General features: G+C 59.8%; 11 protein-coding genes. 5 read left to right on the top strand and 6 right to left on the bottom strand.

What is annotated here, in order from left to right; translation table 11 throughout:
• Positions 1–182: 182 nt before the first annotated feature.
• The 6 genes from CXQ93_RS06750 to CXQ93_RS06725 form a co-directional block, all read right to left on the bottom strand.
• Positions 183–1,769, bottom strand: coding sequence for an alkaline phosphatase (locus tag CXQ93_RS06750; RefSeq protein ID WP_104109638.1), 1,587 nt, complete (start codon positions 1,767–1,769; stop codon positions 183–185).
• A 223-nt stretch (positions 1,770–1,992) separates the two neighbouring features.
• Entirely contained in the window at positions 1,993–3,474 is a 1,482-nt protein-coding gene (locus CXQ93_RS06745) for a glycoside hydrolase family 20 protein (RefSeq protein ID WP_104109637.1), read from the bottom strand.
• Positions 3,475–3,585: 111 nt separating this feature from the next.
• Positions 3,586–4,410 carry an ATP-binding cassette domain-containing protein gene (locus CXQ93_RS06740; RefSeq protein ID WP_104109636.1) on the bottom strand — a complete coding sequence of 275 codons (825 nt, stop codon included), beginning with the start codon at positions 4,408–4,410 and terminating at the stop codon, positions 3,586–3,588.
• Complete coding sequence (locus tag CXQ93_RS06735; RefSeq protein WP_219817330.1) at positions 4,407–6,200, bottom strand: dipeptide/oligopeptide/nickel ABC transporter permease/ATP-binding protein; 1,794 nt, start codon at positions 6,198–6,200, stop codon at positions 4,407–4,409. The genes CXQ93_RS06740 and CXQ93_RS06735 overlap by 4 nt, the downstream gene beginning before the upstream one ends.
• On the bottom strand, positions 6,197–7,138 hold the full coding sequence (locus CXQ93_RS06730) for an ABC transporter permease (RefSeq protein WP_104109635.1): 942 nt from the start codon (positions 7,136–7,138) through the stop codon (positions 6,197–6,199). Before CXQ93_RS06730 ends, CXQ93_RS06735 begins: the two co-directional genes overlap by 4 nt.
• A gap of 39 nt (positions 7,139–7,177) precedes the next feature.
• Positions 7,178–8,710 (bottom strand): ABC transporter substrate-binding protein, encoded by a 1,533-nt coding sequence (locus CXQ93_RS06725; protein WP_104109634.1) that lies wholly within the window; start codon positions 8,708–8,710, stop codon positions 7,178–7,180.
• 150 nt (positions 8,711–8,860) lie between these two features.
• Here CXQ93_RS06725 and CXQ93_RS06720 point away from each other — a divergent pair, with 150 nt between their 5' ends.
• The 5 genes from CXQ93_RS06720 to CXQ93_RS06700 all read left to right on the top strand — a co-directional run bounded on the left by CXQ93_RS06720 (position 8,861) and on the right by CXQ93_RS06700 (position 14,083).
• Complete coding sequence (locus CXQ93_RS06720; protein WP_104109633.1) at positions 8,861–9,481, top strand: PadR family transcriptional regulator; 621 nt, start codon at positions 8,861–8,863, stop codon at positions 9,479–9,481.
• A complete protein-coding gene (locus CXQ93_RS06715; protein WP_104109632.1) occupies positions 9,472–11,082 on the top strand; it encodes a sulfatase in 1,611 nt (536 codons plus the stop codon). The genes CXQ93_RS06720 and CXQ93_RS06715 overlap by 10 nt, the downstream gene beginning before the upstream one ends.
• Positions 11,079–11,840, top strand: a complete 762-nt coding sequence (locus tag CXQ93_RS06710; protein ID WP_104109631.1) for a copper homeostasis protein CutC — start codon at positions 11,079–11,081, stop codon at positions 11,838–11,840. The genes CXQ93_RS06715 and CXQ93_RS06710 overlap by 4 nt, the downstream gene beginning before the upstream one ends.
• A 424-nt stretch (positions 11,841–12,264) precedes the next feature.
• A complete protein-coding gene (locus tag CXQ93_RS06705; RefSeq protein ID WP_104109630.1) occupies positions 12,265–12,690 on the top strand; it encodes a MarR family winged helix-turn-helix transcriptional regulator in 426 nt (141 codons plus the stop codon).
• Positions 12,683–14,083 carry an MFS transporter gene (locus CXQ93_RS06700; RefSeq protein WP_104109629.1) on the top strand — a complete coding sequence of 467 codons (1,401 nt, stop codon included), beginning with the start codon at positions 12,683–12,685 and terminating at the stop codon, positions 14,081–14,083. The genes CXQ93_RS06705 and CXQ93_RS06700 overlap by 8 nt, the downstream gene beginning before the upstream one ends.
• The last annotated feature ends 82 nt before the right edge of the window (positions 14,084–14,165 follow it).

The following is a 14,165-nucleotide window of genomic DNA, read 5'->3' as shown; positions in this document are numbered from 1 at the left end:
GTCATTCGAGACTTCTGCCCTCAACGAAAGAATAGCCCCGCAGGTCCGCACTGACTACAGCTCACGAGGTTTGAGTCCATGGCCGACGACGAGCAATCCCAGCTCAGCCGGCCCACCGGATTTCCCAGCAACACAGAAGACCGGAAGGCCATGATTCGGCCTTCCGGTCTTGATGCCAGCCTTTATTTCGCTTGCAGCCCCCGAATTCCGTCCGGGATGACGAAGGACGCCTTCGTGCTGACGGGAGCTCCGGGCGTCGTGACGTAGTCAAGTGTCCGGAAGTCCGCGGTGAGCGCGTCCTTGGTGATCGTGGTGTTCACGTAGCCGCGGTTGTCGTTGTAGAACTTCAGGTGCGGGTTCCACGCCATGGTCGAATCAGTGGTTGCCCCCGTGCCATCACCTGTGGAGGTAATGGAGGTGCATACCAATTCCGAACCAACCACAGCTGACGCCGGATCCTTGTAATCCACCTTGAGATCGTTGGCCCAGTTACGGTGTACATCGCCAGTGAGGACGACGGCGTTGCGAACGTTCGCGTCCACCCAGCCTTGGGTGATGCGGCGGCGGGAGGCGGCATAGCCATCCCAGCCGTCCATGGAGACGTCGTCAATATCGAGAGCCTTGTCCCGGTCCCGCTCCGCGAAGAACACCTGCTGGCCCAAAATGTCCCATCGCTGCGTGGAGTTCTTGAAGCCGTCCAGCAGCCACTTCTCCTGCGTCTCCCCGGTGATGGTGCGATCCTCGGCCAGGCGTTCAGTGACGTTCTTCTTCCAGCCGTCTCCGGCCAGCTGGTCGTCGCGGTACTGCCGGGTATCCATCATGTGGAAATTGGCCAGCTGGCCCCACTTGATGGTGCGGTAGATCTTCATATCGAACCCTGCCGGCACGGACGAGGGACGCAGCGGCATGTTCTCGTAGTACGCCTGGAAGGCCGCTGTCCGGCGCTGCCGGAAACGCTCGGTGGTGTCGTTGAGCTGATTGGCGTCCTTGTTCTCGGGAACCTCATCTGCCCAGTTGTTGTCCACTTCGTGGTCGTCCCAGACCACCAACCACGGTGCGATTGCGTGCGCTGCCTGCAGATCGGCATCGGACTTGTATTGTGCGTGACGTTGCCGGTACCCCTGCAGTGTGGACGTTTCCGGCCCCTGATGGTCGCGGGGGTTGCCGCCGCCAATCACGTAGCTGCCCTTCTTGTATTCGTACATGTAGTCGCCCAGGTGCAGCACCAGGTCTGGGTGGTCCTGAGCCAGTCGCGAGTAAGCCGTGAAATAGCCGTGCTCGTACTGGGAGCAGCTGGCGAATGCCATGGCCAACGACGACGGCGTTTCATGCCGGGCCGGACTGGTGAGAGTGCGGCCAACGGGACTGATGTGGCGGCCGGTGCGGAAGCGGTAGTAGTACTCGCGGCCCGGACGCAGCCCGCGCAGCTCAACATGGACGGAGTGGGCGGTTTGGATACTTGCCTGCTCCACCCCGCGCGCTACCACTTTGCGCATGGTGGCGTCTTCGGCCACCTCCCAGGCCACGGCGACTTTCCGGGAGGGCATGCCGCCCAGGCCATCTTCGGCTAACGGATCCAACGCTAGTCGGGTCCAGATCACGAATCCATCCGGCCACGGCTCGCCGGAAGCGATGCCTAGGAGGAAGGGATTGCTTCGAATGCTGGAGTTATCCGCCATTGAAGTGGCAAAGGCGGCTCCGGGCACTGCGGCGACGAGGCCGGCACCAAGACCAGCTGAAAGGATTGCTCTACGTGAAATGTTATCCATGCCTGCCAACGTAGTCAGGCCAATTTAACAAGCGCAGCGGATGTCATGAATTTGCGATTAACTGTGCGTCAACATTCGCAGCGGGCCTCCTGGGCCTGAGCTTGTGGCGGTTCCAACGCGACAAGGATGACTGGCTCGCTCCATTCGAGCATTGAGTCTCCTGGCACGTCCCGACTCGTCCAGTCCCGCATTCTCAATGCCCGGCTCAGTTTGGCGGGACTTCCTAGAGGACGAATTCCCTCCCGGGCCAAGCCCCCACACGGGCCGCGAGCTCGGTAAATTCGCTGAAGCTCATACCCTCAGGCGTGCCACCCCACATCTTTTGACCCAGTAAGGGGAAGCTCGGCGAAACCATGCGATAAACGTCATGCTCGTCGTAGTCCAGCAGCACCAGATCATTCCAGCAGGCCGACAGCGATCCTAAGAGCTGCGGGTGCTGCTTGTGAAGGTCCTGATCGCCACCAAAAACGTGGGGTTCCCAGTCGCTCCACAGCTTCTCCAAGCGCAGCCCGTCGCCACAGTAGTAGTCCGCGTACGGCACGGTGTAGAGCAAATCGTCATTCGTATTGAGGATGCGGTACCCATCGGCTACCGCTTCTTTGGGCCCGTACCAGCCGTTGTTCCAGGAACAGATGACCACGTCGCGGTCATATCCTTCTGGAGCTGGTGCACCAGCGCCACCGGACATCGTGGTGATGGATCCCCAAGCCATAGGTGACTTGCCGGCCGCACGAAGATGGGCGGCCATCTGGTTGAAATAGCGCTTAAAATCTGCATCGAGGCCGCGCTCGTATTCGTCCGCACCGAAGTGCACCACTGGACCCCGGAACCACGGCAGAAACTCGTCAAAGAGCCGTTTCATGAAGTTCAGGGCGTAGTCACCTGTGAGGTCAAGCATGTCCGAATTGCCGTTGTCGCGGCCCAGCTCAGGGTCCTGAGCGATGAAAGCCCGCGAATGGGCAGGGGCATCAATTTCGGCAATGATCGTGATTCCGCGGGCGGCGGCCAGGTCCTCGAAGGAGTCCCAATCCTGACGCGAATAGGAGCCGTCGGCGCTGGCGAGCGAGGCAAAATCGCCGGATTCGGCCCGGAGCCGGAAGCCGTGTTGGGCCCCGTCCCAGCTCCGTCCGGTGTCTTTGACGATCTCGTTGTCGTTCAAATGTATGACGAGGGTGTTCAGCTTGTGCCAGCTCAGGGTGCGGATCAAGTCTCGAATGAACTCCGGTGCCATGAAGCGGCGCCCGGTATCAATGAGGAATCCACGGACGGGGTACTCCGGCCAATCGAGTGCCGTTCCGAAGTCCAGGGCCCTGGCCTCACCGGATTCCTGGATCATTTGCAAAAAGCTGCGACTGGCCCAATAGAGCCCCTGCTCGGTGGCGGCAGTAAGAATGATTCGCTCCCCCACGTCCAGTTTGTACGCTTCGGCACGCAGCGGCTCGTCAATGCCGGCGAAGTCCGCAAGTGTCGGATCAAGGCTCAGTACGACGTCGGCTCCCTCGCCTAGCGTTGGAGTGTTAGCCGGGGCGCTGACTGACAGCACTGCTTGAATTCCGTGCAGCTCGGCCAAATCCGTAATAAGTGTGGAAGTAACCGTCTCCGCCCCGGGTCCCGCTAAAAACTGCAGGCGGTCGCCGATGAGGCTGGATCCGGCGCGCGGGGTGAATTGTTGGAATCCCGGGACAAGGTTTTGCTTGCTGCTCATGATGAAGGACTTTCGGGGAGAGGGATATGGCGTTCAGGGCTATTCTGCAGGCACCAGTGGCGATCGTCGCCGTCGATCTTCCCGAGCCTTGAGGACTCAGGTGGGGATTGCCTAGAGAGACAGCGCCTTCCGTTCCTCGCGGCGCTTCTTCTGTTCCGCGGGATTGGGAACCGGCGACGCCATCAGTAGGCGGCGGGTATACGGGTGCTCCGGGTTCTTCGTGACCTGAGCGGCGTCGCCGCATTCGACGATTTCGCCGCGGTACATGACGGCGACGCGGTGGCTGATGTGCCGGACCACTTCAAGGTCGTGCGAGATGAACAGGTAGGCCACCCCGGTGTCTTCCTGGAGTTCCAGAAACAAATCCAGAATCCGGGCCTGCGTGGAAAGGTCCAAGGCGGAGACTGGTTCGTCGCACACAATGAGCCGCGGGTTCAAAGCGAGCGCCCGGGCAATAGCCACGCGTTGGCGCTGTCCTCCGGAAAATTCGCGGGGCAGCCGCTGGCCGCTGTCGGCCGGCAGTTGCACCCGATCAAGCAGCTGGGCTATGCGGGTGTTGGCATCGGCCCTGGAGGTGCCACGCACCCGAAGTGGCTCGGCCAAGATCTCTTCGATGCTCATGGCCGGGTTTAATGACGTATAGGGGTCCTGGAAGACTACCTGGAGTTGATCGGACATTTGACGGCGCTGCTGCCGGGTCATGGTGGCCAGGTTGCGGCCCTCAAAAATGATGGACCCTTCGGTCACCGGCGCCAACCCCAACACGGCACGTCCAAGGGTGGTTTTACCCGACCCCGATTCCCCCACCAAGCCAAGGGTCTCGCCCTTGGCAAGCTGCAGGTTGATGCCCTGCAGCGCACGGAAGGGCGCCTTTCCCCATCCGCGCATCGGGAATTCGGTCACCAGGTCATTGATTTCCAACAAATTTTCGCTCATACCGACGCCTCCAACGGCTGTTCCGAATCTACAAGTCGAGTTCGCGGTTCACGCTCATGCAGCAGCGAACCAAGCAACATGCGAGTGTAGGGGTGCTGCGGGGCCGCGAAGATCTCGGCGACATCTCCGGTTTCCACAATGCGGCCATGCTGCATCACTGCCACCCGGTCACAGATGTCTGCCACCACCCCAAAGTTGTGGGTGACCAGCAGGATCGCCATGCCGCGTTCCTGCTGCAGACTGCGTAGCAGGTCAAGAACCTCGGCCTGAACTGTCACGTCCAGGGCCGTGGTTGGTTCATCGGCCACCAGCACCTTGGGTTCACAAGATACAGCGCCAGCAATGAGCACGCGTTGGGCCATGCCACCGGAAATCTGGTGCGGATATGAATTGAACGTCCGTTCCGGGTCTGCGATACCCACCCGTTCCAGAAGTGCCAAGGCCTTGGCTTTAGCCTCGCCACGACTCATTCCCATGGTGTGGCGCAGGGGCAGGGTCAGTTGTTGACCCACTGTAAATGATGGGTCGAGGTTGGACATCGGCTCTTGTGGAATGTAGGCCAGGGTGTTCCCTAGTAAAGCTCGACGCCGTCCAGCCGGAAGCTTAGCGCGGTCCTGGCCGTCGATTGTGATGGATCCGCCAAGGATCATGGCTTCACGAGGCAGCAGGTCAAGAACAGACCACGCTGTTTGCGTTTTTCCGGAACCTGATTCGCCCACGAGCCCTAGGACTTCCCCGGGGCGCACCGCGAGGTCCACGCCATGGACAACCGTCGAGATACCGTCGGCGCTAGGGTAGCCAATGCGTAGGCCCTCCACGCGCAGGACTGCATCAGGCACGAGCGCTGAGACTCTCTCACCCTCGCTGTCTTGGGCCGCAGCAGCAGCCAACGCGGCCGCCGTCGTGCGCTTCTTTCCACCTTGAGCAGCCGGCCTGTCTTCAAGAGCATCTCGGAGTCCGTTGCCAAAGAGGATCAACGCCACGTTCACAATGCCCAGGGCAATGCCGGGCCACAGCATCAATGCCGGGGCCACATAGAGATTGACCATGGCCTCGTTGAGCATGGTTCCCCAGGAGGCAATTTGAGTGTTGGCGAGGCCCAAGAATTCAAGGCCGGACTGAACGCCAATGGCCACAACAGCCGTCAAGGCAGCATTGATGATGATGGGCGCCCGGACGGCGGCGAGGACATGGCGAAGGACGATTCGAACGTCACTGAGACCGGAGACCCGTGCCGCATCAACGTACAGTTCGTGACGCACACCCACCACGATGGTTCGAGTCAGGCGGTGGAAGCCCGGAGCCAAATGCAAGCCAAGCACCACCATGCTGATCCAAAGAATATTGCCAACGGCAGCCCGAACAGCCAAGAGGAGCATGATGGTAGGCAGCGCCATAACCAAGCTGGTGGTCCATTCAGAGAAGACATCAAACCATTTACCGTAAAAGCCGGCAAACAAACCTGTCAGTACACCAACCACAGTGGCCACCGTCAAGGCCAGGGCCGCGGCGCCGAGAGTTACCCGGCCACCAAAAAGCAGGCGTGCGAAAATATCGCGGCCGGCACTGTCGGCGCCAAGCCAGTGGTTAGGGCCCGGGGTGGCGAGTGCATCGGCCAAAATCCCAACATTGGGGTCATACGGGGTCAGTAGAGGGGCCGCCAAGGTTGCCAGTACGATCAAAAACAGCAGGATCAGTGCCGTGAGAGCGAGAGGTGCGTGCAGAAGCCTGTGCCACGTCCCGCGTCGAGCCATGGTGGCGGAGGCCTTAGTGAGAGAAATGGTGCTCATGAGAGACGTACCTTCGGATTGAGCCAGCCGTTGACCAGGTCTACGGCTATGTTGACGAGGACTACGATGATCACTGCGATAATCACTGTTCCCATAACCACGGGAATATCACCACTGGTCGTTGAGGTAACGGCAAGGGAACCGATACCTGGCAGGGCAAAGATCTGCTCGATCATGACCGCCCCGCTCATCAGGCCAATGAAATTCAACGAGACAATTGTCAGCGTTGGAGGTGCCGCATTGCGCAGCACGTGCCGCAATAATACGAGCCATTCGGGTAGGCCACGGCTGCGCAGGGTGCGGATATAGTCCTTCTCCAACGTAGCGATGGTTGCGCTGCGAATTTGTTGCGACAACCCGGCTACTGCACCCAACGCCAACGAGAAGACTGGTAGGACCAGACTGAGGAACCATCCCGCAGGATCCTGGGTGAATGGCGTGTAACCAGTGGCAGGGAGAATCCCTAGATTGATGGCAATGAAAACCACCAGCACAAGTGCCAGCCAGAATCCGGGGAAAACCAGACCGCCGACGGAGATGACCTGAACTATCCGGTCAAGAACGCCCCGCCGCACTCCGGCCGCCATGCCGATGACCAGCGACACGGCGACCGAAACCACGATGGTGCCAATGGCAATGGACAACGTCACTGGAATTCGGTTCAAAATCAAGAAGCCAACAGATTCCCCGTCGTTCCACGAATTACCCAGATCACCGCGGACGGCGTGGGACAGCCAGTTCCAGTACTGAACGATTCCCGGCTTGTCCAAGCCAAGCTCAACAGACTTTCGTGCCACGAGGTCAGGAGTTGCGTCCGGGCCTAGCAGGGTCTGGGCAATGTGCGCGCTGTTAACGAGCATCAGCAGATACACCACAAAAGATGCGGTGATTACAAGGAGAACTCCGGCGCCCAAACGGCGCGCAACATAGTGGATCATGGGTCTAGCTCCTGAAGGTCCTAGTGTGGTGGCCGTACGTCACTTGGCAGGAGTGAAGTTGTAAATCGAAGGGACTGCCTGGCCTGTTTGCGCCACCACAGAAACCTTGCTGCTGGTGTAGTACGGCTGAGTGACGCGGAAGAACGGCGCAAACCACGCCTGATCCACCAAGTACTTGTTTAGTTCCTGGTACGCGGTCCCGGCGTCGGCATCCGAGGCCAACCTGATCTTACGCAGCAACGCTTCAATCGTGGGATCAGTTGACTTGAGCACATTCCATGCGGCATTGGGCGCAATGAGCTGGGTAACCGCACCCCACCCAACGGCCGGCTGCCCGAAGCCTGCAAAGACTGCCGGGTACTTCCCGGACTGTTGCTCAGCTTGGTAAGCAGCGGCTGACACATCAACCCAGTCAACCTTGATGCCGATCTGGGCCAGCCCGTCTCGCAGCACAGGCGCCATGGCTGGATCCATGCTCGAGGAAGATGGCATGGAGAGGGTGAAACCGTCGGCAAGACCGGCCTCTGCCATCAGCGATTTGGCCTTGGCAATGTCGAATCCGTAGGCGGTGTCGAGGTCCTTAATGTAGGCACTCGATTCGGGGCTGAAGATTTGACTGGTGACCTCACCCAGGCCCAGTCCCACCTTGTCAAGGATGGTCTTTTTGTCGATCGCGTAGTTCATTGCCTGACGGACTCGGGGGTCTTTGAGTTCAGGGGCAAGAGTGCCTGCACGGTCAAAGAAGGTAAATCCCTGCCAATCGCCCGGGTATTCCACTACGTTGACCTTGGATTTCTTGGCTTCAGAAATCGTCTTCGCCGTTGCAATCATGCCGTCAATCTGGCCCGAGCGCAGCGCATTGATACGCGCATTCTCGTCCTTCATTGGCTTAATGACAATAGTGGCGAACTGTTGCAGCTCCTTGTTCCAGTAGTTCTCGTTCTTAACGTACGTGTACTGGGCGCCGGGGGTGGTTTGGGACCTGTCAAGTTTGTAGGGGCCTGTTCCTACTGGCTGGGTCTTGATGTTGGCGTTCGTGAACTGCTTGGGGGATTGCATGTAGCCGCTGGGTCCACCAAGATTGACGATCAGGCTGGGGTCTTGTGTGCTGAGCGTCAAGACGAGGGTTGTTGCGTCCTTGGCCGTAACAGACTCAAGCGAGACGAGTTGCGCCTGCAACGGCCCGCCGGCAGTTTTGAAGCGATCAAGGTTGGCCTTGGCCGCTGCCGCGTTGAACGCTTCGCCGTCGCTAAACTTCACGTCGTCACGAAGCACGAAGCTCAGCTCCGTGTTGTCCGCGTTGTAGCTCCAAGACTTTGCCAGCATGGGGCCGGGCTGCCCATCCGGAGTGCGGCGAATCAGCGTGTCAAAGACGGGTTGAAAATACTGGACAAATTGGGCTTCTCGTGACTGAGCCGGGTCAAAGGACAACGGCTCGACGCCTGCCCCAAGAGTCAATGTTGCTTCCCCTGCGACGGCACTGGTGCCGGGCTTGTTGCTGCTGCAGGCACTTATTCCCAACAAAACAGTTCCAGCTGCGAATCCTTGTAAGACACTGCGACGTGAAATCACGATTGCTCCTTAGGCGCTACATTATTCCGGTAATTCCCCAACTGGCTACCAAGACTATGTTGATATGTTCATGGTTTATAGAAGTCTTGCCCTTTATCTCTGGCTTGCACTAGTATCATAATCACATAGATACGTGAGGGGCAACACATTGTGAAGAAACTTGAATGCATTGTTTTGGGGCGACTGGCCACCAATCCGATGTCCGGGTACGACCTGTATAAATGGATGTCCAAGGAGGCACCCTATTTTGGCTACAGCCCCAAGCCACCGCAGATCTACCGTCAACTCAACGATTTCCTCACGAAGGGCTGGGTTGCGGTCACCATTGATCAGCGCGGTTCCGGCCCCGATGCGAAGGTGTACACACTGACCCCCGCGGGCATTGCCGCTTTTCTTGGCTGGGCCATGTCCGAGCACTCCCCGACTATCCGCCCCCTGGAGGCGGATTTCCAGATGCGGATGCTCCTGGGTGGCGTGATCGGCCCGCAAGCTGCCATGGATGTGCTGACCACTGAATTGAAGTACAGGCGTCGCCAGCAGGCCGAAAGCCGCCCTTACGAAGCACCGGCGGATCTGGGTGAGGCGGCGGTCCCGGTGGACGCGGACTGGCAGGCCGAACTGGTCAGAATGGTGGGGGAACGTTCATTCCTGCTGGGCCAATCGAACCTCTCTTGGCTGGAGATGGCCCATGCACGCCTGGCTGCCTACATCGAGGACCACGGCACTATCGACGCACAACGCAAGGACGAGGAGGATGAACAATGCGGATAATCTATGTTGACGTCGACACCTTACGGCCCGACCATACCGGACCTTACGGTTACGGGCGGAAAATCACCCCGCACTTGGATGCTTTTGCCGAAGGCGCCGCTGTCCTTGAGAGCTACTACGCCTCAGACTCCCCCTGCCTTCCTTCACGCACTGCTCTGACCTCCGGCCAATTCGGCATAACCAACGGCGTTGTAGGTCATCATGGGAGCGCCGCGCGCTTCAGGATCGACGCCGGCCACGGTCTGGAGCCGGGGCGGCCACTTCTCGGTCAACATCTGGGAGCCCACGGCTATCTCACTGCGTGCATTTCCTCGTTTGCCGAGCGGCACCGGGCCTGGTATTTCCTGGGCAACTTCCGCGAGACAGTGCGGGCCACGCCCGAGGTGGGCGACGAGCCCGCCAACATCATCACCGACAGGGCTCTGGAATGGATCGGCGGACATAAGGACAACCCCGATTGGTACCTGCACCTGACGTACTGGGATCCACACATGGACTACCTGCAGGGCAAAGAATGGTCCGACCGTGCCGCGGCTGCTGGCCCCGCACCTGTCTGGCCCGACCAGGACGCCATTGACGCCCATGCCGAGGTGTACGGGCCACGATCGGCCCTGGATTTGATGTACTCCGACGGCATGATTGAGAACCGCTCCCCCGACAACTCGCCCCAGGCTATCCTCACCCGGGACGACTACGAACGGCTCATCAACGGCTACGACGGCGCCATCATGTATTGGGACAGCCAGTTTGGCCGCCTGCTGGAGGGCATCAAGGCCATGGGTCTAGGCGAGGACGTGGCGATCATCGTCAGCGCCGACCACGGTGAGTCCTTTGGCGAACAGGGCTCCTACGCCGAGCATGGCCTGGCCAACGAGCCGGTCCATCACTTGCCCATGATCATCAAGTGGCCCGGGCTGACCGACGGCGGCCCGGTGCACATTCGCAATGACGCCCTGCTCTACAACATCGACTACGCACCCACGATCTGTGAGCTCCTGGGATTGCCCATCCCTGCTAAATGGCAAGGGACCAGCTTTGCCAGGGTGTTGCACCGCGAGGACTTTGAAAGCCGCGATTATCTGGTCATGGGACACGGCGCCCACACGTTCCAACGGGCGGTCCGCGACCGTGACTACCTGTACATCCGCACCTACCACCCCGGCGCCTTCAGGGCGGAGTGGGAGTCACTGTTCAACGTCACGGAGGACCCCTTCCTAACGGAGAATCTCCTCGACACAGAGCCTGCATTAGTGGTGCTGATGCGCTCCCGGCTAGCAGAATGGTGGAACCGCTACGCCGGCATGCCGGGCTCGGCACCCGACCCGATGCAGAGCGCACTCCAGGAGGGGCCCGCGCTTTACAACGATCCCGTGATTTACATGGAGCACCTGCGCCGCACGGGACGCTCGCACCTAGCCGATGATCTCTTTGCCCGGTTGAATCCAAACAACGGCGCCGTCGCTACGTCATGGGAGGCTCCTCCCATTCCTCAGAAGACCGGCAAAACCAGCCATGCCTTAGAGCCCATCATCCCAAGTACCCGTACGGAGCTCTTTCAAGCGCCTGCGGGACGTCCGCAAGTTGCTGGTGCCGGCCGATGAAGCTGGAGATTGCGGTGGTCAGCGCCCAGGGAGCAGCCATTGCGGCCGACGAGGGTGCCGACCGGATAGAACTGTGCACCAGCCTGGAATTGGGTGGACTTACGCCGAGCTTGGGTCTGCTTGAACTGAGCGGCGAATGCATAGCCGATCGGCTGGAGATCCATCCCCTAGTGCGTTGCCGACCGGGCGATTTCGTCTACTCCGCACTTGAACTGGAAACCATGATCCGTGATTCCGCAGAGCTGTTGAAACGGGGAGTGCACGGGGTGGTGTTCGGAGCCCTGCAGCCATCTGGCGACATCGATTACACAGCATCCCGGCGATTCGCCGAGTCGGCCCTAGCCATCAATCCGGAAGCTCAGCTGACGTTCCACCGGGCCATCGACTCATCGAACAACGCTGAGTTGGCCATCGAGACGCTCATCTCGCTAGGCTTCACCCGCGTCCTCAGCTCGGGCGGCGCCCCCGCCGCCGGGGATGGACTGTCCACCCTGGCGGCGATGAACACGCTTGCCGCAGGACAGCTTGAAATAATGGCCGGCGGAGGGCTGCTACTCTCAGACATCCCTTCCATGGACAGGGCCGGACTGTCCGCCGTGCATCTTTCCGCCAAGGAAGCCGTACATCGTTGCGACAAAGTATGCACCAAAGTAGGGGCCAACTGCGGCGACTCATACATGATCACTAGCCGGGACACTGTGCGCCTTGCCAAGGAAGCCGTGAACGCCTGCACACCGTGGGCTATGGCAGCCGACTGACCTCATTCTGGAGTGAGCGTTGATAAATGCTACGTTGCCGTTCAACCGTGACCCTGTCATGACCCTTTCTTGATACGGGGTTGGTGGTGCGCCGAACAGTTGATTGCGACTGTCTCCTTTGAGGCAGCGGCTACGAGGACCGCCAGGTCAGACTGCACCTGGACCGGGAGGACGTTAACGTCACGGCATTGACCAGCCGCGAGCATCCGCCGGGCGATCGTGTACTAGGCGAGGCCGGGATTATCAGACAGCAAGTGGATGGGTCTAGGCACAGAAAATGATGCAGGAACCACAAGCCAAAGGTCAGCTCATCACGCGCTGATGGCAAAACGGGGGCTGATTCCGGCCCTCACCCCGGAGTGAGATACCTCGTGCTTCAGAATATAGTCAAGTAGATTGATCAAGTTGCTTGTACACTTGAATTATGACCGAGCCACTCTTGACACGAACTTTCTTCGAAGCGCTGCATCCGCTCATGAGGCGCCTGACTGCCGAACGAACCCTCTCGGCGGGGAAGATCGGGGTGTTGCGGCATTTGGCGCAGCATGGACAGGCGACGACCTCGCAACTGGCCACGGCCATCCACGTGAGCCCCCAAGGGATCTCGCTCGCGGTGCGGGAGCTAGAACGCTTGGAGTTCCTAGTGCGCGTCCCTGATGCCGAGGACCGCCGTCGGGTATGGATTAACATTACCGACGCCGGAAAGCAACGCCTCGCACAGGAGACATTGTCAGGCAATGCGTGGCTTGATCAGGTGATCACCGAGCGGCTGACACCCCAAGAGCGGGCGGCACTTCAAGCAGTCATTCCCATTTTGGCCAAGCTTGGCTCAGAGCACCCTCATGACTGAGGCACGCTCGCCCCTAGTGCCTGCCCTGGTCTACGCGGCACTGTCCACGGCCATTGTGAGTTCATTGGGCATGCTGTTGGTGCCCACCATCTCTCGCGAGATGGACGTCTCGGTCAGTTCGGCGCAGTGGATGCTCACGCTCAATCTTCTGGTCGGGGCCATCGCGACGCCTGTTATGGGCAGGCTCAGCGACGGTCCGCACAAAAAGCGGCTCCTACTGGTGTCCTTGCTGATCATTCTGATCGGATCCATCATTGCTGCGATGGCACCGAACTTCACCATCTTCCTGATTGGCCGCGCTCTTCAGGGACTCAGCTATGGGATTGTTCCGGTGACCATCGCTCTGGCCCGCCGCTACGTTCCCGCCACATCAGCACAAGCTGCCATCTCCAGCTTGTCGGTGACGGTCTCAACGGGAATTGGCATTGGTTATCCCCTGACAGGATTCATCGCCGGACTCTTCGATTTCAGGTTTGCCTTTTGGTTCGCGGCGTTGTTCGTCGTCACCGCCATTGTCGTGGTGTACCGCATCGTGCCGGGCGGAGCTGACACCCAGGCCACTCGGACATCCTTCGATTATGTTGGCGCAGGCCTTCTGGGGCTCGGATTGAGCGCCTTGCTCCTGGGCATCAGCGAAGCCCCAAACTGGGGATGGGGCTCCCCCTGGACCATCGGGGCCTTTGCCTTGGCTGCAGCGCTCATGACTGCTTGGGTCCGCGCTGAATTGCGACTGGAGCATCCCTTGATCAACCTGCGCGTGCTGCGGAACGGCGAAGTGATGCTGGCCAACTGCACAGCTGTGGGGCTGGGTGCCGCAATGTACATCGGCCTGTCCATTTCCAGCCTGGTTGCCCAGGCTCCTGCCACTACCGGCTACGGCATTGCACTGCCTGTGTTCTGGGCCGGATTCGTCATGTTCCCACTCTCGGTGGGAAGCTTCACTGCGAACCGGATGGTTCACAGCCTGTCAGACCGAATCCATTTGGCGACGCTGTTGCCCATCGGAGCAGGAACCATGGCGGCTGCCGGGCTTCTCCTGCTGTTCGCCCACTCTGAACTCTGGGAGATCCTCATCGGGATGTTGATATTCGGCCTAGGAATGGGTGCCAGCTACGCCGCCATGCCGGCACTGATCGCCCGCAGCGTCGCAGCGCAGGAACTGGGCAGTTCCGTCAGCTTCAACCAGGTACTGCGCACTGTGGGCAGCTCCTTTGGTACAGCGATCGCCGGAGCTGTACTTGCAGCTCACATGGCCCCGGACCTTCATCCCACGGGCGCTGGCATCACCACAACACTGGCGATCGGCGCCATCATCTGCCTGGCAGTGTTCATCGCCCTACTGATCCACAAGCTGGCGACACGCAACGGCCACGTCACGGACCAGAGAAACTAACGCCGCCTACCGCCACAGGCAAGCTGTTCCAGGACCACGAACTTTCTTCACTCCGGCACCCCATGACTCGAGCCTTAGCTAC

The organism is Arthrobacter sp. N199823 (assembly GCF_002929705.1).
Lineage (GTDB): Bacteria > Actinomycetota > Actinomycetes > Actinomycetales > Micrococcaceae > Specibacter.
This window is presented reverse-complemented; position numbering and strand designations above follow the sequence as displayed.